General features: G+C 72.6%; 18 protein-coding genes and 1 tRNA gene. 16 read left to right on the top strand and 3 right to left on the bottom strand.

Annotation, left to right across the window (positions count from 1 at the left end; all coding sequences use genetic code 11):
- The first annotated feature begins 101 nt into the window (after positions 1-101).
- Together ACIOWN_RS12630 and ACIOWN_RS12625 are read left to right on the top strand one after the other, a co-directional pair.
- Positions 102-1,517 carry an NAD-dependent malic enzyme gene (locus ACIOWN_RS12630; RefSeq protein ID WP_362348186.1) on the top strand — a complete coding sequence of 472 codons (1,416 nt, stop codon included), beginning with the start codon at positions 102-104 and terminating at the stop codon, positions 1,515-1,517.
- 297 nt (positions 1,518-1,814) lie between these two features.
- Entirely contained in the window at positions 1,815-2,096 is a 282-nt protein-coding gene (locus ACIOWN_RS12625; protein ID WP_003990598.1) for an HU family DNA-binding protein, read from the top strand.
- A gap of 172 nt (positions 2,097-2,268) precedes the next feature.
- On the opposite strand, the gene murA is transcribed toward ACIOWN_RS12625, so the two are convergent.
- A complete protein-coding gene (gene murA, locus ACIOWN_RS12620) occupies positions 2,269-3,615 on the bottom strand; it encodes a UDP-N-acetylglucosamine 1-carboxyvinyltransferase (RefSeq protein ID WP_326802665.1) in 1,347 nt (448 codons plus the stop codon).
- 275 nt (positions 3,616-3,890) lie between these two features.
- Here murA and ACIOWN_RS12615 point away from each other — a divergent pair, with 275 nt between their 5' ends.
- From ACIOWN_RS12615 to ACIOWN_RS12580, 8 genes are all read left to right on the top strand, one after another.
- A complete protein-coding gene (locus ACIOWN_RS12615) occupies positions 3,891-4,460 on the top strand; it encodes a YqgE/AlgH family protein (protein ID WP_199836654.1) in 570 nt (189 codons plus the stop codon).
- Positions 4,461-4,488: 28 nt separating this feature from the next.
- Positions 4,489-4,770, top strand: coding sequence for a DUF3039 domain-containing protein (locus ACIOWN_RS12610; RefSeq protein WP_141360526.1), 282 nt, complete (start codon positions 4,489-4,491; stop codon positions 4,768-4,770).
- Positions 4,771-4,911: 141 nt separating this feature from the next.
- On the top strand, positions 4,912-6,624 hold the full coding sequence (locus tag ACIOWN_RS12605) for a beta-N-acetylhexosaminidase (RefSeq protein ID WP_401982033.1): 1,713 nt from the start codon (positions 4,912-4,914) through the stop codon (positions 6,622-6,624).
- A gap of 304 nt (positions 6,625-6,928) precedes the next feature.
- Complete coding sequence (locus ACIOWN_RS12600) at positions 6,929-7,822, top strand: xanthine dehydrogenase family protein subunit M (protein ID WP_100569319.1); 894 nt, start codon at positions 6,929-6,931, stop codon at positions 7,820-7,822.
- Positions 7,819-10,017, top strand: coding sequence for a 2Fe-2S iron-sulfur cluster-binding protein (locus ACIOWN_RS12595; RefSeq protein ID WP_401982030.1), 2,199 nt, complete (start codon positions 7,819-7,821; stop codon positions 10,015-10,017). Before ACIOWN_RS12600 ends, ACIOWN_RS12595 begins: the two co-directional genes overlap by 4 nt.
- A complete protein-coding gene (locus tag ACIOWN_RS12590) occupies positions 10,014-12,317 on the top strand; it encodes a molybdopterin cofactor-binding domain-containing protein (RefSeq protein WP_362348182.1) in 2,304 nt (767 codons plus the stop codon). The genes ACIOWN_RS12595 and ACIOWN_RS12590 overlap by 4 nt, the downstream gene beginning before the upstream one ends.
- A gap of 220 nt (positions 12,318-12,537) precedes the next feature.
- Complete coding sequence (locus ACIOWN_RS12585) at positions 12,538-13,134, top strand: SUKH-4 family immunity protein (protein WP_401982026.1); 597 nt, start codon at positions 12,538-12,540, stop codon at positions 13,132-13,134.
- Positions 13,135-13,573: 439 nt separating this feature from the next.
- Positions 13,574-14,173, top strand: a complete 600-nt coding sequence (locus tag ACIOWN_RS12580) for a hypothetical protein (RefSeq protein ID WP_401982023.1) — start codon at positions 13,574-13,576, stop codon at positions 14,171-14,173.
- A 158-nt stretch (positions 14,174-14,331) separates the two neighbouring features.
- Here the strand turns inward: ACIOWN_RS12580 and ACIOWN_RS12575 are convergent.
- Positions 14,332-14,406 (bottom strand) — tRNA-Cys (locus ACIOWN_RS12575).
- Between the two features lie 218 nt (positions 14,407-14,624).
- Between ACIOWN_RS12575 and ACIOWN_RS12570 the strand changes: the two genes are divergently transcribed.
- The 6 genes from ACIOWN_RS12570 (at position 14,625) to ACIOWN_RS12545 (ending at position 20,535) form a co-directional block, all read left to right on the top strand.
- A complete protein-coding gene (locus tag ACIOWN_RS12570) occupies positions 14,625-16,094 on the top strand; it encodes an MFS transporter (protein ID WP_362348177.1) in 1,470 nt (489 codons plus the stop codon).
- Positions 16,095-16,134: 40 nt separating this feature from the next.
- Complete coding sequence (locus ACIOWN_RS12565; RefSeq protein ID WP_196462387.1) at positions 16,135-16,335, top strand: ribbon-helix-helix protein, CopG family; 201 nt, start codon at positions 16,135-16,137, stop codon at positions 16,333-16,335.
- Positions 16,332-16,721 carry a type II toxin-antitoxin system death-on-curing family toxin gene (locus tag ACIOWN_RS12560; protein ID WP_362348175.1) on the top strand — a complete coding sequence of 130 codons (390 nt, stop codon included), beginning with the start codon at positions 16,332-16,334 and terminating at the stop codon, positions 16,719-16,721. The genes ACIOWN_RS12565 and ACIOWN_RS12560 overlap by 4 nt, the downstream gene beginning before the upstream one ends.
- Positions 16,722-16,839: 118 nt before the next feature.
- Positions 16,840-18,636, top strand: a complete 1,797-nt coding sequence (locus ACIOWN_RS12555) for a DEAD/DEAH box helicase (RefSeq protein WP_362348173.1) — start codon at positions 16,840-16,842, stop codon at positions 18,634-18,636.
- A gap of 319 nt (positions 18,637-18,955) precedes the next feature.
- Entirely contained in the window at positions 18,956-19,597 is a 642-nt protein-coding gene (locus tag ACIOWN_RS12550; protein WP_362348171.1) for a helix-turn-helix domain-containing protein, read from the top strand.
- A gap of 146 nt (positions 19,598-19,743) precedes the next feature.
- Complete coding sequence (locus tag ACIOWN_RS12545; protein WP_362348169.1) at positions 19,744-20,535, top strand: S16 family serine protease; 792 nt, start codon at positions 19,744-19,746, stop codon at positions 20,533-20,535.
- Positions 20,536-20,551: 16 nt separating this feature from the next.
- Here the strand turns inward: ACIOWN_RS12545 and ACIOWN_RS12540 are convergent, their stop codons facing one another.
- On the bottom strand, positions 20,552-20,731 hold the full coding sequence (locus ACIOWN_RS12540) for a hypothetical protein (RefSeq protein WP_362348167.1): 180 nt from the start codon (positions 20,729-20,731) through the stop codon (positions 20,552-20,554).
- Positions 20,732-20,740 lie beyond the last annotated feature (9 nt).

Below are 20,740 nucleotides of genomic sequence, written 5' to 3'. Positions count from 1 at the left end.
CACTACGTCCGCAACCCGGGGCGACTACCACGTACCCAGGGGTAGGTGCGACGATCGGACGGCAGAACTTCGCGACACGGTGAAAGCAGAGGAAGTCGGCCATGGCAACGGCGCCCAGCGTCTCCTACTCGATGACCATCCGTCTGGAGGTGCCGGCGGGCGGAACCGCCGTATCGCAGCTCACCACGGCCGTGGAGTCCTCCGGAGGCTCGGTGACCGGCCTCGACGTCACCGCGTCGGGCCACGAGCGGCTCCGTATCGACGTCACCATCGCGGCCACCTCGACGGCCCACGCCGAGGAGATCGTCGAGAAGCTGCGCGGCATCGAGGGCGTCACGCTGGGCAAGGTCTCGGACCGTACGTTCCTCATGCACCTCGGCGGCAAGATCGAGATGGCGTCCAAGCACCCCATCCGCAACCGTGACGACCTGTCCATGGTCTACACCCCCGGTGTGGCCCGCGTGTGCATGGCGATCGCGGAGAACCCCGAGGACGCCCGGCGCCTGACCATCAAGCGCAACTCCGTTGCGGTCGTGACGGACGGCTCGGCCGTCCTCGGCCTGGGCAACATCGGCCCCAAGGCCGCCCTCCCGGTCATGGAGGGCAAGGCGGCCCTCTTCAAGCGCTTCGCCGGCATCGACGCCTGGCCGATCTGCCTGGACACCCAGGACAGCGACGCGATCGTCGAGATCGTCAAGGCGATCGCCCCCGGCTTCGCGGGCATCAACCTGGAGGACATCTCCGCGCCCCGCTGCTTCGAGATCGAGGCCCGGCTGCGCGAGGCCCTCGACATCCCCGTCTTCCACGACGACCAGCACGGCACCGCGATCGTCGTGCTCGCCTCGCTGACCAACGCGCTGCGCGTGGTCGGCAAGTCGATCGACAGCGTGCGCGTGGTGATGTCAGGCGCCGGCGCCGCCGGCACGGCGATCCTGCGCCTGCTGCTCGCCGCGGGCGTGAAGAACGCCGTCGTCGCCGACATCCACGGCGTGGTGCACGCCGGCCGTGAGGACCTCGTCGGCGCCGCCCCGGACTCCCCGCTGCGCTGGATCGCGGACAACACCAACCCGGAGGGCCTGACCGGCACCCTGAAGGAGGCCGTGCACGACGCGGACGTCTTCATCGGCGTCTCGGCGCCCAACGTGCTCGACGGCGACGACGTGGCCGCCATGGCGGAGGGTGCGATCGTGTTCGCGCTCGCGAACCCCGACCCCGAGGTGGACCCGGCAATCGCCCGTCAGACAGCGGCAGTTGTGGCCACCGGCCGCTCCGACTTCCCCAACCAGATCAACAACGTGCTGGTCTTCCCGGGTGTCTTCCGCGGCCTGCTGGACGCGCAGTCCCGTACCGTCAACACGGAGATGATGCTGGCCGCCGCGCAGGCCCTGGCCGACGTGGTCACCGGGGACGAGCTGAACCCGAACTACATCATTCCGAGCGTCTTCAACGACAAGGTCGCCGGTGCGGTGGCCGGAGCGGTCCGGGAGGCGGCCGCGAAGTCGGCGGCGACGGCGTGATGATTGCCACCGCGCCGGGAAACCGGCGCGTCGCGAGGCACCCCGCCGTCGGCGGAGCCTTATCGTGACGGCCATGCTCGGGCATCTCTTCGTGTGACTCCCAAGGGTGTTCTCACGACTCCTATGGGTGCCGGATTGGCATTCGCGCCGCAGGTGGGGGCAGGATGCCTCCCTGGGCGCGAGGGTTCGGCGACGGACCCGGGTCCGGGGACTCACCGAGGACCCTGGCAGCATCGGCTTCGCTGTGCCCAACATGCGGCCTCGCCGCAACGGCAAGAAGAACACGGGAGTAAGAACATGAACCGCAGTGAGCTGGTGGCCGCGCTGGCCGACCGTGCCGAGGTGACCCGCAAGGACGCCGACGCCGTGCTGGCCGCGTTCGCCGACGTCGTCGGCGACATCGTCTCCAAGGGGGACGAGAAGGTCACCATCCCTGGTTTCCTGACCTTCGAGCGCACCCACCGTGCCGCTCGCACCGCTCGCAACCCGCAGACCGGCGAGCCGATCCAGATCCCGGCCGGCTACAGCGTGAAGGTCTCCGCGGGCAGCAAGCTCAAGGAAGCGGCCAAGGGCAAGTGACCCAGCCGTCTCGTGCGCCGCGGGACGGCGCACGAGGCGCTGTAGGCCGGTCCTTCCAGGCCATCGAACGCCAATGGGGCGGCCCCTCACCAGGGGCCGCCCCACTGTCGTACGCGCTCTGGGGCGCCCGCCGGGCCGACCGGATCATCCGGGGCCCGGCCGGGAGCACCGGTCAGCCGAGGGCCTGGCCCGGGAGCTCCACCTTGGCGCCCAGCTCCACGAGCTTCTCCATGAAGTTCTCGTAGCCGCGGTTGATCAGGTCGATGCCGTGGACGCGGGACGTGCCCTGGGCGGCCAGGGCCGCGATCAGGTAGGAGAAGCCGCCGCGCAGGTCCGGGATGACCAGGTCGGCGCCCTGGAGCCGGGTCGGCCCCGACACCACCGCGGAGTGCAGGAAGTTGCGCTGGCCGAAGCGGCAGTCGGAGCCGCCCAGGCACTCGCGGTAGAGCTGGATGTGCGCGCCCATCTGGTTGAGCGCGGAGGTGAAGCCCAGACGCGACTCGTACACCGTCTCGTGGATGATCGACAGGCCCGTGGCCTGGGTCAGGGCCACCACCAGCGGCTGCTGCCAGTCCGTCTGGAAACCGGGGTGCACGTCCGTCTCCAGCGCTATGGACTTCAACTGGCTGCCCGGGTGCCAGAAGCGGATGCCCTCGTCGTCGATCCGGAACGCGCCGCCCACCTTCCGGTAGGTGTTCAGGAAGGTCATCATCGACCGCTGCTGCGCGCCGCGGACGTAGATGTCGCCCTCGGTCGCCAGCGCCGCCGACGCCCAGGACGCGGCCTCCAGCCTGTCCGAGAGCGCCCGGTGGTCGTAGCCGCCGAGCTTCTCCACGCCCGTGATCCGGATCGTCCGGTCGGTGTCCATCGCGATGATCGCGCCCATCTTCTGCAGAACGCAGATCAGGTCCTCGATCTCCGGCTCCACGGCCGCGTTGGACAGCTCGGTGACACCCTCGGCCAGCACGGCCGTCAGCAGCACCTGCTCGGTCGCGCCGACGGACGGGTACGGCAGCCGGATCTTCGTGCCGCGCAGCCGCTGCGGGGCCTCCAGGTACTGCCCGTCGGCCCGCTTCTCGATGACCGCGCCGAACTGCCGCAGCACGTCGAAGTGGAAGTCGATGGGCCGGCCGCCGATGTCGCAGCCGCCCAGGCCGGGGATGAACGCGTGCCCCAGCCGGTGCAGCAGCGGCCCGCAGAACAGGATCGGAATGCGCGAGGAGCCCGCGTGGGCATCGATGTCGGCGACGTTGGCGCTCTCCACCCGGGTCGGGTCGAGCACCAGCTCGCCCGGTTCGTCACCCGGACGGACCGTCACGCCGTGCAGTTGCAGCAGACCGCGCACGACACGCACGTCACGGATGTCCGGAACGTTGCGCAGGCGACTTGGCTCACCGCCCAGCAGGGCGGCGACCATGGCCTTCGGTACGAGGTTCTTCGCACCGCGGACTCGGATCTCGCCCTCCAGCGGGGTTCCGCCATGGACAAGCAGTACGTCGTCAGTGCCGTTGACGGTCATGTATCTCGCGTTCCGATGAGGTGGGCAGGTGGCCGGCCGATCACTGCGGAGGGGGCCGGAGAGACAGGGTAGTCGCCGTGCGCCCCCCTGCAGAAAGCCCGTGGCACCCGGGGTTGGCTCATGATCCCGCACCGACACGCGCCGTTGAGCGCCGGGTACGTGCGGTCACCGCCGCCGCCGTGCGCCGGTGGCGCTTCCGTGTCCCGTGAGCTGCGCTCACCCCCGTAGCCGGATTGGCTCCCCATGCGAAGGGAAGATGCGGGATCATGTCTGGCATGACCGAGGTGTCCTCGCTCACAGGGCGGCTGCTCGTGGCCACGCCCGCCCTGGCGGACCCGAACTTCGACCGCGCGGTGGTGCTCCTTCTCGACCACGACGAGGAGGGCTCCCTCGGTGTCGTCCTCAACCGTCCCACGCCCGTGGACGTGGGCGACATCCTGGAGGGCTGGGCGGACCTCGCCGGGGAGCCCGGCGTCGTCTTCCAGGGCGGCCCGGTGTCCCTGGACTCCGCACTCGGCGTCGCCGTCATCCCCGGCGGCTCCGGCGAGGGCGCCCCGCTGGGCTGGCGCCGGGTGCACGGCGCGATCGGTCTCGTCGACCTTGAGGCACCTCCCGAGCTGCTGGCCTCCGCCCTCGGCTCGCTGCGGATCTTCGCCGGATACGCCGGCTGGGGACCCGGCCAGCTGGAGGACGAGCTGGAGGAAGGAGCCTGGTACGTCGTCGAGTCGGAACCCGGCGACGTGTCCTGCCCGGCCCCCGAGCGGCTCTGGCGCGAGGTGCTGCGCCGCCAGCGCAGCGAACTGGCGATGGTCGCCACATATCCCGACGACCCTTCGCTCAACTGATGCCCGGGGCCTTCAGTACCCTTGCGGTATGAGCACTCTCGAGCCCGAGCGCGGCACTGGTACGGGGACCCTCGTCGAGCCGACGCCGCAGGTGTCCCACGGCGACGGCGACCACGAGCGCTTCGCCCACTACGTCCAGAAGGACAAGATCATGGCGAGCGCCCTCGACGGCACGCCCGTCGTGGCGCTGTGCGGCAAGGTGTGGGTGCCGGGCCGCGACCCGAAGAAGTACCCCGTCTGCCCGCTGTGCAAGGAGATCTACGAATCCATGAGCGGCGGCGGCGAAGGCGGCGACGACAAGAAGAAGTAACCGGCTCCCCGCTCGGCAGAGACTCTCAGGGCCCCCGAGGCACGCTCCGGCGCGCCCCGGGGGCCCGTGCCGTCGCCGGGCTCGTGCACCATGTGCAACGCCCGTTGCGCCGCGTCGCGGCCGGCGCTACCCATGGGGGGCATGACCGACGTGATTCCGGCCCCGCGCGCCGCGGCCGGCTCCCCGGACCGCGCCGTCCCTCTCGACCGGAGCACCACCCTGTGGGCCGCAGAGGGCACCGGCGGCACCGAACGCTGGCTGCGCGGCACGCTCGGCGCGGCCCTCGGCCTGCCCCTCGCGCCCGGCGCCGAGGACGACCCGGACTCCGTACGGCTGCGCCTGGACGACTCCCTGGAGCCCGAGGCGTACCGGCTCGCCGCCGTGCCCGGGCAGGGCGTCGAGATCCGCGGCGGCTCCCCGGCCGGGGTCTTCTGGGGTGCGCAGACCCTGCGCCAGCTGCTCGGCCCCGACGCCTTCCGGCGCGCCCCCGTACGGCCGGACACCGCCCACGCGGTCCCGGCGGGGGTGATCGAGGACGCCCCCCGCTTCCGCTGGCGCGGCCTGATGCTCGACGTGGCCCGCCACTTCATGCCCAAGGACGGCGTCCTGCGCTACCTCGACCTGATGGCCGCGCACAAACTCAACGTGCTGCACTTCCACCTGACGGACGACCAGGGCTGGCGTGTCGAGATCAAGCGGTACCCGAGGCTGACGGAGGTCGGATCCTGGCGGGCGCGGACGAGATTCGGCCACCGGGCGTCCCCGCTGTGGGAGGACAAACCGCACGGCGGCCACTACACCCAGGACGACATCCGCGAGATCGTCGCCTACGCCGCCGAACGGCACATCGCCGTCGTCCCCGAGATCGATGTGCCCGGGCACTCGCAGGCCGCCATCGCCGCCTACCCGGAACTCGGCAACACCGACGTCGTCGACACCGCCGCCCTCACCGTCTGGGACGACTGGGGCGTCAACCCGAACGTCCTCGCCCCCACCGACGCCACCCTGCGCTTCTACGAGGGCGTCTTCGAGGAACTGCTCGAACTGTTCCCCGCGGACGCCGTGGCCTCCACCGGATCCGCGGGTTCCGCGGCGTTCGGGGCGTCCGCGGCGTCCGCGGCGTCCGCGGCGTCCGCGGCGTTCTCAAGTTTCATCCACATCGGCGGGGACGAGTGCCCCAAGGAGCAGTGGCGGGCCTCGCCGGCCGCGCAGGCGCGGATCGCGGAACTCGGGCTGGCCGGCGAGGACGCGCTCCAGTCCTGGTTCATCGGTCACTTCGACGCCTGGCTCACCGCGCGCGGGCGCAGGATGATCGGCTGGGACGAGATCCTGGAGGGCGGTCTGGCGGCGGGGGCCGCGGTGTCGTCCTGGCGCGGGTACGCGGGCGGGATCGCGGCCGCGCGGGCCGGCCACGATGTCGTCATGTGCCCCGAGCAGCAGGTGTACCTGGACCACCGCCAGGCCCCGGGCGAGGACGAGCCGGTGCCGATCGGCTACGTGCGCACCCTGGAGGACGTCTACCGGTTCGAGCCGGTCCCTCCGGAGCTCGACGAGGCGCAGGCCCGCCATGTGCTGGGCACGCAGGCCAACGTGTGGACCGAGGTGATGGAGGATCAGGCACGCGTGGACTACCAGGCCTTCCCCAGGCTGGCCGCGTTCGCCGAGGTCGCCTGGAGCGCCCTGCCCGCCCCGGCGGAACGGGACTTCGCGGATTTCGAGCGGCGGATGACCGCCCACTACGGGCGTCTGGACGCCCTGGGAGTCGGGTACCGGCCGCCCACCGGGCCGCGCCCGTGGCAGCGGCGTCCCGGCGTCCTCGGGCGGCCTCTGGAGGGCCCTCCGCCGTCGAGGTAGCCGGGCGGGGTGGCGCGCCGGGGGGTGACCGGTTCCGTCCGCGGCCCCGCTCGCCGGTTCCGCCGTCTCGAACAGGTGGCGGAAAAAGTCCGCAAGAGTCAGCGAAGAGTGGGAATTCGCTCGCACCGGTGATGGCGTGCCAAATCGGCCCATGTCCCCGATGAGGTGGGCGAATGCCACCTAGCGGACCCCTGTCTTCGGGCCCTGCGAAGATGTGCCAGAGTTGCCACGTCCGGCCTGTCAGCACGTACCGTACGGCAGCACAGGTGGGACCAGTGGGGGCAGCGGGAAGGGGCAGCCGGTTTTGACCACGCACGCACCTCAGGCGGCGCAGGCCGTCACGCTGCCCACGACACTGAACGAGGCGGTGGCGGCACTCACCGCCATGCCCGCGGCGGTGCCCGTGGCCGGCGGTACCGACCTCATGACCGCCGTCAACTCCGGGCAGCTCAGGCCCACCGCGCTGGTCGGGCTCGGCCGGATCAGCGAGATCCGCGGCTGGCAGTACCAGGACGGCCACGCGCTGCTCGGCGCCGGACTCACCCACGCGCGCATGGGGCGCCCCGACTTCGCCGCCCTGATCCCGGCGCTGGCCGCCGCCGCGCGCGCCGCGGGCCCGCCGCACATCCGCAACGCGGGCACCCTGGGCGGCAACATCGCCTCCGCCGCCCCCACCGGGGACGCGCTGCCGGTGCTGGCCGCCCTGGAGGCGACCCTGATCATCGCGGGCCCGGGCGGAGCCCGCCGGGAGATCCCGGTGTCGCACCTGCTGGCCGGCGTGGAGATGCTCCGCGCGGGCGAGCTCATCGGCTTCGTGCGCGTGCCGCTGCTGCACGCGCCCCAGGTCTTCCTCAAGGCGACCGGCCGTACCGGACCGGGCCGCGCGGTCGCGTCCGTGGCGCTGGTCCTCGACCCGGCCCGGCGCGGGGTGCGGTGCGCGGTGGGCGCCATAGCGCCGATGCCGCTGCGGCCGCTGGACGCCGAGCACTGGGTGGCCCAGCTCATCGACTGGGACGCCGGCCGCGTGATCGTCCCGGAGGCGCAGACCGCCTTCGGCGAGTACGTGGCCGCTGCCTGCATCCCCGATCCGGTCCCGGCCGAGGACGGCTCCGTGCAGCAGCTTCCGCCCGCCGTACTGCACCTGCGGCGCACCGTCGCCGCGCTGGCCCGACGAGCACTGGGGAGGGCGCTGTCGTGACCGACGACCAGCACGCGGAGGGCGCGCCGGGCAGCGGCGGCCGATGGGACCCGCTGCCGCAGGGCGAGTACGACGACGGCGCCACCGCGTTCGTGAAGCTGCCCGAGGGCGGCATCGACGCCCTTCTCGCCGCCCACAGCCCGCTCGCGGCGCCCGGCCAGGGCTACGTGCCGCCGCAGATAGCGGTCACGCCCGCCCCGGCGGACGGCACCGACCCGGCGGCGCCCGGCGGTTGGGCCGTGCCGGGCGCGCCCGCGCAGGGCGCCCAGTGGCCCGACCCCAACGCGGTGCCGCAGGACGCGGGCGCGGACGACCGGTTCACCTACCGTCCGGAGGCCACCCAGCAGTGGCACTTCGACGAGGGCCGGACGGGCCAGGTCCCGCCCGGCTCCGGGCAGGACGTGACCGGGCAGTGGTCGATCCCCGTCGCCGGGGGTGACATCCCGGACGAATCAGGCGAGTTCACCACGTCGTCCCTGGTCCAGCAGTGGGGCGGCACCCCTCCGTCCACCCTTCCCGGCGGCGCCGCCGCCCCCTGGGCCACGGAGGAGGTCGGCCAGGCATGGAGCCGCCCCCGCCCCGATTCCGGGAACCCCGGCCCCCACGAGAACGGCCCGGCCGACGCCTCATTCCCGGGCGGACCCGGTGCGGGCCCGGCCGAAGCGGCGTACGACACGCGCGGAGACGGGCGGATGCCGGGGGCTCCCGCCGCGGGCGGCCCGACCGGAGGCGCCTACCCGGCCGGCGCGCACGGCGCCGGGCCGGACGGTGCGCCCACGGACGCCCGGCGCCCGGGCGGGCCCGGCGCCGAGGCGGCTGAAGCGGCCTACGGGGCCGCGGCGGACGGCACGCGTGGAGACGGGCGCATGCCCGGGGCTCCCGCCGTGGGCGCCCCGACCACGGGCGCGTTCCCGGCCGGAGCGCCGGATGCGCGTGGGAATGTGCGGTCGCCGGGGGTTTCCGGCCCGGAGAGTGTGACCGGTGGCGCCTTCCCGGCCGGGCGGCCCGGCGAGGGCGGGCACGGTGCTGGGGCGCCGGAAGGCGCGTACGGGGCCACCGCGGACGGCGCGTCGGCGTCGGGCGCGGGCCGCGTGGACGGCCGTCCGGCGGAGCACGGGCACACGGCCGGGGAATCCGGGCCGCGGGCCGCCTCGGCCGGGCCCTTGCCGCCGGCGGTGACCGGAACCGGCGCGGACGCCGCCCAGAGGCACGGCAGCGGCGCCCCGGCGGCGCAGGACGCCCAACTCCGCGCGCAGGGAGGCGCCCAGGACTCGTCTTCCCGGCCCGAGTCCCCGGCGGAGTCCGGCGCGGACTCCCCGCGGCCCGCTTCCGGCGCGGCCGGGGCGGGCGAGGACGGCCGAGGGCCCGTCAAGGCCGCGGAGGTGCCCACCGGGCGCCCCGCGCGGCCCTGTCCGGCCGAGGACGCCCAGCCGTCCTCCGGAGCCGCCGAGGAGCCCGCCACGGACTCCGGCTCCGCGACCCCCGACGACGCGGCCGCCACCCCGGGCCCGGACGCCGGACAGCCGGACGCCGCCGCCCAGGACGACCGGGCTTCCGCGGCCCCGCAGGACGAGCACCCGCTCGCCTCGTACGTGCTGCGCGTCAACGGCGTGGACCGGCCCGTCACCGACGCCTGGATCGGCGAGTCGCTGCTGTACGTGCTGCGCGAGCGGCTCGGGCTCGCGGGCGCCAAGGACGGCTGCTCGCAGGGCGAGTGCGGCGCCTGCAACGTGCAGGTCGACGGACGCCTGGTCGCCTCCTGCCTGGTGCCCGCGGTCACCGCGGCGAGCAGCGAGGTGCGCACGGTCGAGGGACTGGCCGTGGACGGCCGGCCCTCGGACGTGCAGCAGGCGCTCGCCCGGTGCGGCGCGGTGCAGTGCGGCTTCTGCGTGCCCGGCATGGCGATGACCGTGCACGACCTGCTGGAGGGCAACCCGGACCCGACGGAACTGGAGACCCGCCAGGCGCTGTGCGGCAACCTGTGCCGCTGCACGGGCTACCGCGGCGTCCTCCAGGCCGTCAAGGAAGTCGTCACCGAACGCGAGGCGCACTCCGCGGCGGGCGAGGCCGAGCAGGAGGCCGACGAACCGCGCATCCCGCACCAGGCGGGTCCGGGCGCCGGCGGGATCCACCCCTCCGCGTTCGACACCCCGGCACCGCACGACCCCTACGGCCAGGACGGAGGCCAGGCGTGAGCAACGAAGCCGCCACCGCCGCCGCGGAGACCGCCCCGGCACCCGAACCGCTGCCGCACGGTCTCGGCTCCTCACTGCCCGCCGCCGACGCCCGCGCCAAGACGGAGGGCACCTTCCCGTACGCGGCCGACCTGTGGGCCGAGGGCCTGCTGTGGGCGGCCGTGCTGCGCTCGCCGCACCCGCACGCGCGCATCGTGTCCATCGACACGGCACACGCGCGCGAGATGCCCGGCGTCCGGGCCGTCGTCACCCACGAGGACGTCCCGGGCCGTCCGGTCCACGGCCGCGGCACGCCCGACCGCCCCGTGTTCGCCTCCGAGGTCGTGCGCCACCACGGCGAGCCCATCGCGGCCGTGGCCGCCGACCACCCGGACACCGCCCGGATGGCCGCCGCCGCCGTCATCGTCGAGTACGAGGTGCTCGACCCGGTGACCGACCCCGAACAGGCCTTCGAGGCCGAGCCGCTGCACCCCGACGGCAATCTGATCCGGCACATCCCGCTGCGCCACGGCGACCCGGAGGCGGCCGGCGAGGTCGTCGTCGAGGGCCTGTACCGCATCGGCCGCCAGGACCCGGCCCCCATCGGCGCCGAGGCCGGCCTCGCGGTGCCCCGCCCCGACGGCGGCGTGGAGCTGTACCTGGCCTCCACCGACCCGCACACCGACCGCGACGCGCTCGCCGCCTGCTACGGTCTGGAACCCGATCGAGTCAAGATCGTCGTCACCGGCGTGCCCGGCGCCACGGCCGACCGCGAGGACCAGGGCTTCCAGCTCCCGCTCGGCCTGCTGGCCCTGAAGACCGGCTGCCCGGTGAAGCTCACCGCGACCCGCGAGGAGTCCTTCCTGGGTCACCCGCACCGCCATCCCACGCTCCTGCGCTACCGTCACCACGCCGACGCCGAGGGCACGTTGGTCAAGGTCGAGGCGCAGATCCTGCTGGACGCGGGCGCCTACGCCGACACCTCCTCCGAGGCCCTCGCCGCCGCCGTCTCCTTCGCCTGCGGCCCCTACGTCGTCCCGAACGCCTTCATCGAGGGCTGGGCCGTACGCACCAACAACCCGCCGTCCGGGCACGTCCGCGGCGAGGGCGCGATGCAGGTGTGCGCCGCCTACGAGGCGCAGATGGACAAGCTGGCCAAGAAGCTCGGCCTGGACCCGGCCGAGGTGCGCCTGCGCAACGTCATGGCGACCGGCGACGTACTGCCGACCGGCCAGACGGTGACGTGCCCGGCCCCGGTCGCCGAACTGCTCCAGGCGGTACGGGACCACCCCCTGCCGCCGCTGCCCAAGGACGTCCCCGAGGAGGAGTGGCTGCTGCCCGGCGGCCTGGAGGGAGCGGGCGAACCGGGCGCGGTGCGCCGGGGCGTGGGCTACGGCCTGGGCATGGTGCACATGCTCGGCGCCGAGGGCGCCGACGAGGTCTCCACGGCGACCGTGCGGGTGCAGGGCGGCGTGGCGACGGTGCTGTGCGCGGCGGTGGAGTCCGGCCAGGGGTTCACGACGCTCGCCCGGCAGATCGTCCAGGAGACCCTCGGCATCGACGAGGTGCACGTGGCCGCGGTGGACACCGACCAGCCGCCGGCCGGCGCCGGCTGCCGGGGCCGCCACACCTGGGTGTCGGGCGGCGCGGTGGAACGCGCGGCCAAGATGGTCCGCACCCAGCTCCTCCAGCCCCTCGCCCACAAGTTCGGCATGTCCACCGAGCTGCTCCAGATCACCGACGGCAAGATCACGTCGTACGACGGCGTGCTGTCCACCACGGTCACGGAGGCGCTGGACGGCAAGGAGCTGTGGGCCACCGCCCAGTGCCGCCCGCACCCCACCGAGCCGCTGGACGGGGCGGGCCAGGGCGACGCCTTCGTGGGCCTGGCCTTCTGCGCCGTGCGCGCGGTGGTGGACGTGGACATCGAGCTGGGCTCGGTACGGGTCGTGGAGATGGCCCTCGCCCAGGACGTGGGCCGGGTGCTCAACCCGGCCCAGCTCGCCGCCCGGATCGAGGGGGGCGTCACCCAGGGCGTGGGCATCGCCCTCACCGAGAACCTGCGCACCCCGCGCGGGCTGGTCCGCCACCCCGACCTCACCGGCTACGCCCTGCCGACCGCCCTGGACGCGCCGGACATCCGGATCGTGAAACTGGTCGAGGAGCGGGACGTCGTCGCCCCCTTCGGCGCCAAGGCGGTCAGCGCGGTGCCGGTGGTGACCTCGCCCGCGGCCGTCGCCTCCGCGGTACGCGCCGCCACGGGCCGTCCGGTCAACCGGCTGCCGATCCGGCCGCAGGCCGCGGTGGTGACCGCGCAGTGAGGGGCGGCCGCCCGCGGTGAGACAGGCTGGATGAGACAGGCTGGAAAGGAACGCCGGGCGCCCGCCCGGCGTCTTCCGTTTTGGGACGTTGTCAGTGAGTGGGCGTAGTCTTCGGGCAGTGGGGACGAGGGCCGCCGCCCGAGACGGAGCGCCCGGACCCGACCAGCCGGGACGCGGTCCGCCCCGGCACCTGAACTGAACCGCACGGGGGACGATGAGCATGACCGACACCGTTGTCAGGGTGATCACCCGGCCCGAGAGGGCCCGCGAACCACGCCGCTCCTACGGCGAGTTCGCGTTCGGCCCGATGGCGGCTCCCGTCCGCCCGGCGGCCCGCGTCCGCCCGGCGGCTTTGGCCGTCAGGCCCGGCACGGCCTCCGGGCTGACCCTCGACCTGCGCGCGCACCTGCTGCACCGTGAGTTCGGCCGAGGCCGGATCGCGCGCTACGAGGACGTTGACTTTCCCGCCACGCTCACCCACGAGCCCACCCGCCGCTTCCTGCGCGACACGGGCCTGCCCGAGGACGGCGTACTCCTCCAGTCCGACACCGACGTGCCCCTGCCGACGCTCGCCGAGTTCTGCGCCGACGAGTGCTCCGACGACTTCTGGCCCGACGAACTCCCCGCCCGCGCCAACCGGTTGATACGCCTCGGCCGCTTCGCCGACGGCGGCAGCCTGCTGGTCGACGGCACCACCGGCGAGGTCCTCACCTGGACCGGTCCCGATTCCGCGCCGGCCCCCCTCACCAAGGACGTCTCCACCCTCGCCTTCACCCTCTGGCTCCTGCGCCGCCGGCGGATCGCCCACGCCCACTGAGAGGCCGTGGCGGGAACCGAACGCGCGTAACTCGCTTCGCGGGTTCGTCGGCGCAGGTCAGGGCCTGATCCGGACGCGTTCGGCCGGCAGTACGACGACAGGCCTTGGCGAGACTCGCACCGCACCCTTTGGCCTGTATTCCCGTCGGGCTGCTCGCGTGCCCGGCGTACCACGTTGCTGCCCACGCCACGCTCCTGGCCGAAAGTCCCGCCGGATGGCGACGCCGCGGCAGGCGACTGTCGGGGCAGGGCGCGAAGCGCCCGACCGGAGAGGCGGCCGTCTGAGTTTCGCTCATTTTTCTACGCTTGCCACGTTTCGCCGGTGACGCGGGAGGAACCTTCTGCTCTTCTCCCAGTAGGAATTGAACGGGAGTTGAGTGATCGTTTTCGTGGTAGAGTTTCAATGAATTCACCGGACGCCGCGAAAAAAGGGGAATGGCGTGAATACCGAGAAGGTCACGGCTCGACGTCTTACGGCCGAAGAGGTTTCGGAGTTGAGCCGCCAGGATGAAATCTTCGTCTCGGCGGAGATGGATGGCCTTCCTCTCGACTGCTATGCCCCGGCTTCCCTTACGGAGCCGGGTAAGAATTTCGAGGGAGGGTCCTTCATCGCGAGGACGATATTCGGTCAGGAAATCCGCGTTCTCCCGGACAATGCCGAAGAGTCCGGGATCTGGGTTGCCGACGAGGCAGGGGAAGAAATCGAGGTTCTACAGAATGCCGGCGTCCTCCTGAATCTCGCCCTCTTCGTGCCCAACGGGAACAAGGAATCTCTGGAGTCGCTCTACTCCGCCGCCCGGGACGCCTTCGGCGCGGGGATCGTTCAGCGCTGGAGTGAGGAAGTCGTCGCGGTGCCGGATGTCAAGGTCGACTTGTTCGAGGAGCCGACCCGGGGGCGGAAGAACGCGAGCAGCCAGATCCGCGACCGCCGCGCCTTGGACATCTACCCGACCCGAGTGCGATTCATGGAGCCCAGCGATGGCTGGAAATTCATTGTCGAACCGCACAAAGAGGTCGTCGATGAGACACCGACGATCTGACCTGATGGCAGGTTAGCCTCAGTCTTTCCCAGGAGCCCGTCAGCATGCTGACGGGCTCTTTGAACCGCCCGACGAGGGGGCGCCGGCCTGACCTGTTTTGGAGCTGCTACGGAGTGGTAATCGCAGCGACTCCTCTCATCGCTGCCGTCATCGTCCAGTGGAGGCCGTGGCGGGAATCGAACCCGCGTAACTCGCTTTGCAGGCGAGTCCCTCAACCATTCGGGCACACGGCCGTGTCGGGGGCGAAAGGGGCTTCGCCGGCCCGGAATCGGTGAAATCGACCGTAGGGCGGGGGCGACCGGGGCTCAAGGGCAGGGCGGGGGCCGTAACGTGACTGCCATGCGGCGTTCATGAACCGGGGGCTCGGACGGTGGTCGTACGACCAAGGTCCCGGCCGTGAGGGTACTCCCGACAGGGGCCAAAGCAGGCTGCGCACCTTACCCTGGCGACCATGAGCGCCCTGGAACCGCGCGACGCAGAGGTCGCCGACATCTCCGACAGATCCGGTCCCCACGACGTGCCGGCCGACACCGTGCTGAGCCGCGACCACCGGGCGCTGAGCATCGGGATCGTCTCCGTCGTCCTGCTGATCGCCTTCGAGGCGACCGCCGTCGGCACGGCCATGCCCGTGGCCGCGCGGGAGCTGGACGGGGTGTCGCTGTACGCGTTCGCGTTCTCGGGGTTCTTCACCACCAGCCTGTTCGGGATGGTGCTTTCCGGACAATGGTCGGACCGGCGCGGCCCCCTGGCCCCGCTGACCGCGGGGATCGGTTCGTTCGTGGCCGGGCTGCTGCTGGCCGGGACGGCGGGCACGATGTGGGTGTTCATCGCCGGGCGCGCCGTGCAGGGGCTCGGCGGCGGCCTGGTCATCGTCGCCCTGTACGTCGTCGTCGGGCGGGCCTACCCCGAGCGGCTGCGCCCGTCGATCATGGCGGCGTTCGCGGCGGCCTGGGTGGTCCCGTCGATCGTCGGCCCGCTCGCCTCGGGCGCGGTGACCGAGCAACTGGGCTGGCGCTGGGTCTTCGTCGGCATTCCGGTGCTCGTGGTGTTCCCGCTCGCCATCGCCCTGCCGCAGATACGGCGACGGGCGGGCGGTCCGGTGGGCGAGGGCGCCGGGGAAGGCGCCGGGCAGTCCTCCTTCGACCTGCGCCGCATCCGGCTCGCCCTCGGCATCTCCCTGGGCGCCGGGCTGCTCCAGTACGCGGCCCAGGACCTGCGCTGGCTGTCGCTGCTGCCCGGAGCGGCGGGGGCCGCGCTGCTGGTGCCGGCCGTGCGGGGGCTGCTGCCGCGCGGCACGTACCGGGCGGCGCGCGGGCTGCCGTCCGTCGTGCTGCTGCGCGGGGTCGCGGCGGGCTCCTTCATCGCCGCCGAGTCCTTCGTGCCGCTGATGCTCGTCACTCAGCGGGGGCTGTCCCCGACGCTGGCCGGGTTCTCCCTCGCGGCCGGCGGGGTCACCTGGGCACTGGGCTCGTGGGTGCAGTCGCAGCCGCGGATGGCGCCGTACCGGGAGCGGCTGATGACCATCGGGATGGTGCTGGTGGCCGCGGCCATCGCCGCCGCGCCCAGTGTGCTGATCGCCGCCGTCCCGGTCTGGACGGTCGCCGTCGCCTGGGCCTTCGGCTGCCTCGGCATGGGCCTGGTCCTCGCCTCCACCAGCGTGCTGCTGCTTCAGCTGTCCGCCCCGGAGGAGGCCGGCACCAACTCCGCGGCCCTGCAGATCTCCGACGCCCTCTCCAACGTCGTCCTGCTCGCCGCGGGCGGCGCCGCCTTCGCCGCGCTCGGCGGCGGCACGGTGGCCCACACCACCGCCACCACGGCCTCCGCCTCCCACCCGGCGGCGTTCGCGGTGGTCTTCCTCCCGATGGCGGCGGTGGCCCTGACGGGGGTGTGGGTGACGCGGCGGTTGCGAGTTCACCCCTAAGTGGTACCACTCTGACCCCATGAGGTGGTACCGTTCTGGTATGGCTATGAACCTGCGTCTCCGCGACGACCAGACGGAAGCACTGAAGCTGCGGGCCGAGGAGGAGGGCGTCAGTATGCACGCGATACTGCTGAGGGCTGTGGACGACTACCTGGCCAGGACGGCGCACGAGGCCCTGGTCCGCAAGGCCGCCAAGGAGCAGACCGTCAAGTGGGCAGAACTCCTGGAGCGCCTGAAGTGACGTGCGTCTATCTGTCGGCCGAGGACGTCCTGGCCATCGCCGAACTTGCCGTGGACGATCAGAAAGTCGTCGTGCGTGACGCGGGTCTGCTGGAATCGGCGGTGCACCGGCCGTCGGCTTCGATGTTCGGGCAGGAGGCGTACACCGACCTGTACGACAAGGCGGCGGCACTCCTGCAGTCGCTGGCCATCAACCACCCCTTCGTGGATGGGAACAAGCGCACGGCCTGGACGTCCTGCGTCGTCTTCCTGGCCCTGAACAACGTGCAGCTGCGCCCGGACGTCGACGCCGCCGAGCGTCTGGTCATCGACGTGGCGACGGGCGCTCTCGAAGAGGCCAAGGTGATCGGTGAGGCGCTGCGGGAGCTCGCGGAACAGGATGTGTGACCTCAGTCCCATCTCCGGGTGACGCCGTGCCGTTGGCGCGTTGGCACCGCCGGGCCGCCGGTAGGGTGGCTCGGTCGTCATACGTAGCCGAGTACCCGAGCACAGCGAACCGGAGACCGTGACCATCACCGCCGCCGCCTCCTCTTCCCACCACCTCTCGCCCGCCTTCCCGGGGCGCGCCCCCTGGGGTACCGCGGGGAAGCTGCGTGCCTGGCAGCAGGGGGCGCTCGAGAAGTACGTCCAGAACCAGCCCCGCGACTTCCTGGCGGTGGCCACCCCCGGCGCGGGAAAGACGACCTTCGCGCTGACGCTGGCCTCCTGGCTGCTGCACCACCACGTCGTCCAGCAGGTGACCGTGGTCGCGCCGACCGAGCACCTGAAGAAGCAGTGGGCCGAGGCCGCCGCGCGGATAGGCATCAAGCTCGACCCGGAGTACAGCGCGGGCCCGCTCGGCAAGTCGTACCACGGCGTCGCCGTGACGTACGCGGGCGTCGGCGTACGCCCCATGCTGCACCGCAACCGCGTCGAGCAGCGCAAGACCCTCGTCATCCTCGACGAGATCCACCACGCCGGCGACTCCAAGTCGTGGGGCGAGGCGTGCCTGGAGGCCTTCGAACCCGCGACCCGCCGGCTCGCCCTCACCGGTACGCCGTTCCGCTCGGACACCAACCCCATCCCGTTCGTCACGTACGAGGAGGACTCGGCCGGCATCCGGCGTTCCTCCGCCGACTACACCTACGGCTACGGCTCCGCCCTCTCCGACGGCGTCGTCCGGCCCGTCATCTTCCTCTCCTACAGCGGCAACATGCGCTGGCGCACGAAGGCGGGCGACGAGATCGAGGCCAGGCTGGGCGAGCCGATGACCAAGGACGCCGTCAGCCAGGCCTGGCGCACCGCGCTCGACGCGCGCGGCGAGTGGATGCCGGCCGTGCTGCGCGCAGCCGACCAGCGGCTGACCGAGGTCCGCAAGGCCATCCCGGACGCCGGCGCCCTGGTCATCGCCTCCGACCAGGAATCCGCCCGCGCCTACGCCAAGCTGATCCGCGAGATCACGGGCAGCAGCGCGACGCTCGTCCTGTCCGACGACGCCGGCGCCTCCCAGCGGATCGACGACTTCAGCGGCAGCGAGGACCGCTGGATGGTCGCCGTCCGCATGGTCTCCGAGGGCGTCGACGTACCCCGGCTCGCGGTCGGCGTGTACGCCACCACCATCTCCACCCCGCTCTTCTTCGCCCAGGCCGTCGGCCGCTTCGTACGGTCCCGCAGACGCGGCGAGACCGCCTCCGTCTTCCTGCCGACCGTCCCGGACCTGCTGACCTTCGCCAACGAGATGGAGGTCGAGCGCGACCACGCCCTCGACAAGCCGAAGAAGGACGGCGAGGAGGACCCGTACGCCGAGTCCGAGAAGGAGATGGACGAGGCGAACCGGGAGCAGGACGAGGACACCGGCGAGCAGGACATGCTGCCCTTCGAGGCGCTGGAGTCCGACGCCGTCTTCGACCGGGTCCTCTACGACGGCGCCGAGTTCGGCATGCAGGCCCACCCGGGCAGCGAGGAGGAGCAGGACTACCTCGGCATCCCGGGCCTGCTCGAACCCGAGCAGGTGCAGATGCTGCTCCAGAAGCGGCAGGCCCGGCAGATCGCGCACAGCCGCAAGCGGCCCGACACCGAGGCCGACCTGCTCGAACTGCCCGCCGACCGGCGCCCGGTGGTGACCCACAAGGAGCTGATGGAGCTCCGCCGGCAGCTCAACACGATGGTCGGCGCGTACGTCCACCAGAGCGGCAAGCCGCACGGGGTCGTCCACACCGAGCTGCGCCGGGTGTGCGGTGGTCCGCCCAGCGCCGAGGCGACGCCGGGGCAGCTGCGCCAGCGCATCGCCAAGGTGCAGGAGTGGGCGACACGGATGAAGTGACCCGGGGTGCGGCCGGGCCTTCCTGACGCGTGGCCCCCCGGCACCGCCGGAGTACGTATTGGGACGAACTCCGCACTTCCCACAGGGCGGTGACCGGATTCTGGACGAAGGCTTCCGCTCAGCGAACGACTTCGCTAATGTCCGGCTACGCCGACGCACCGTGGCAGGGCCGCCACGGAGCGCAGCCGTGAAGCGACTTCAGTCCGGGCGGCCCGGACCGTCGGCCGATCGGGGGCCTCCGCTGCGCGTCACCGACGGGACCCGGTGACACGCGTGACGCGGAGAGGGCCGCCGACCTCACCACTAAGGAGTGGGCGTCGTGACCGCGGAGACCTCCCAGACGCTCGACCGGGGACTGAGGGTCCTCAAACTGCTGGCCGAGACGGACCACGGGCTGACCGTCACCGAGCTGTCGAACAGACTGGGCGTCAACCGGACCGTGGTGTACCGGCTGCTCGCCACCCTGGAGCAGCACATGCTCGTCCGCCGCGATCTGGGCGGCCGGGCCCGGGTCGGGCTGGGAGTGCTGCGGCTGGGCCGCCAGGTGCATCCGCTGGTACGGGAGGCGGCGCTGCCGGCGCTGCGGTCGCTGGCCGAGGACATCGGGGCGACCGCTCATCTGACGCTGGTGGACGGCTCGGAGGCGCTGGCCGTCGCCGTGGTCGAACCGACGTGGACCGAGTACCACGTGGCCTACCGGGCCGGTTTCCGGCACACCCTGGAGCGGGGCGCCGCGGGCAAGGCGATCCTCGAGGCGCGCCGCCGGCCGGCCGCGGAACCCGGCTACATCCTGACCCACGGCGAGCTGGAGGCCGGTGCCTGCGGGGCGGCGGCACCCCTGCTGGGCGTGACCGGCCTGGAGGGCAGCGTCGGGGTCGTCATGCTGGCGGACGCCGTACCGGAACGGGTCGGACCCCGGGTCGTCCACGCGGCCCGCGAGGTGGCGGAGGCCCTGCGCTGACCGCCGCCCCCGGGCCTGTGCGGCACGGCTCCTCGCGGTCGCGGCGGAGCGGTCGTCGGAGCGGTCGTCGAAGGGGGCGCGGGGGAGCGGTCGTGGGGGAGCCGTCGCCCGCTGGCCGGATTTCCTGCGGGGGATAGATTGATCCCGTGCTCTCTCGTCTCACACGCTCCCAGGCCCTCGCCGTCTGTGCGCTGCCCGTCGCGGCCCTGATCGCCACGGCGGTGCTCGCGCCGCTGCCGTTCTCGGTGGCGCAGCCCGGGATGACGGCGAACGTGCTGGGGGAGAACAAGGGCACCCAGGTCATCACCATCTCCGGAGCTCCCACCCGCACGACCAGCGGGCAGCTCCGGATGACGACCATCGAGGCCACCGGCCCGGACGCGCACGTCTCGCTGGGGGACGTGATCGACGGCTGGTTCGCCACCGACCGGGCGGTCATGCCGCGTGACGCGGTCTACCCGAGCGGCAACAGCGTCAAGGAGATCGAGCAGCACAACGCGCAGCAGATGAGGCAGTCCCAGGACGCGGCCACCCGGGCCGCCCTGAGGTACCTCGGCATCAGCGACAAGAAGGTCAGGGTCACGCTGAAGCTCGCCGACGTCGGCGGCCCCAGCGCGGGCCTGCTGTTCTCCCTCGGCATCATCGACAAGCTGCACGGCGACGGCAACGGCGGTGACCTCACCGGCGGCCGCACCATCGCCGGTACGGGCACCATCAACGCCGACGGCACGGTCGGCGCGGTCGGCGGCGTGGCCCTCAAGACCCAGGCCGCCCACCGGGACGGCGCCACCGTCTTCCTGGTCCCGAGGGCCGAGTGCGCCGATGCCAGGGCGGAGCTGCCGAAGGGGCTGCGCCTGGTCCCGGTGACCACCCTCAGGAGTGCGGTCGACGCCCTGGTCGTCATGGAGAAGGGCCTGGACAAGGTCCCGAGCTGCTAGGACCCCTTCATCGTCCCTAAAGGGCGGCGGCCGGCCTCGACCCGGCGGCCAGGCGCAGGCCGAGTTCCACGAGGGTCCAGCCCAGCCGGGTGCGCAGGGCGCCGGGTGCGTCGGCCGGGGCGACCGGGCGGTGCGCCTCGGCCTGCAGTTCGGCGGCACGGGTGCGGTGCAGTGCGAGGTGGATCTCGGGATGCATGGGATGGCC

This window comes from Streptomyces sp. NPDC087787, from assembly GCF_044743035.1.
In the GTDB taxonomy this organism is placed as follows: domain Bacteria; phylum Actinomycetota; class Actinomycetes; order Streptomycetales; family Streptomycetaceae; genus Streptomyces.
This window is presented reverse-complemented; position numbering and strand designations above follow the sequence as displayed.

What these genes read in the sequence shown, in the direction of transcription:
- ACIOWN_RS12585 (WP_401982026.1), top strand. Translation starts at nt 12,538, where the DNA reads ATGACCGACACCGTTGTCAGGGTGATCACCCGGCCCGAGAGGGCCCGC.
- ACIOWN_RS12625 (WP_003990598.1), top strand. Translation starts at nt 1,815, where the DNA reads ATGAACCGCAGTGAGCTGGTGGCCGCGCTGGCCGACCGTGCCGAGGTG.
- ACIOWN_RS12570 (WP_362348177.1), top strand. Translation starts at nt 14,625, where the DNA reads ATGAGCGCCCTGGAACCGCGCGACGCAGAGGTCGCCGACATCTCCGAC.
- ACIOWN_RS12630 (WP_362348186.1), top strand. Translation starts at nt 102, where the DNA reads ATGGCAACGGCGCCCAGCGTCTCCTACTCGATGACCATCCGTCTGGAG.
- murA (WP_326802665.1), bottom strand. Translation starts at nt 3,615, where the DNA reads ATGACCGTCAACGGCACTGACGACGTACTGCTTGTCCATGGCGGAACC.
- ACIOWN_RS12540 (WP_362348167.1), bottom strand. Translation starts at nt 20,731, where the DNA reads ATGCATCCCGAGATCCACCTCGCACTGCACCGCACCCGTGCCGCCGAA.
- ACIOWN_RS12610 (WP_141360526.1), top strand. Translation starts at nt 4,489, where the DNA reads ATGAGCACTCTCGAGCCCGAGCGCGGCACTGGTACGGGGACCCTCGTC.
- ACIOWN_RS12615 (WP_199836654.1), top strand. Translation starts at nt 3,891, where the DNA reads ATGACCGAGGTGTCCTCGCTCACAGGGCGGCTGCTCGTGGCCACGCCC.
- ACIOWN_RS12565 (WP_196462387.1), top strand. Translation starts at nt 16,135, where the DNA reads ATGGCTATGAACCTGCGTCTCCGCGACGACCAGACGGAAGCACTGAAG.
- ACIOWN_RS12605 (WP_401982033.1), top strand. Translation starts at nt 4,912, where the DNA reads ATGACCGACGTGATTCCGGCCCCGCGCGCCGCGGCCGGCTCCCCGGAC.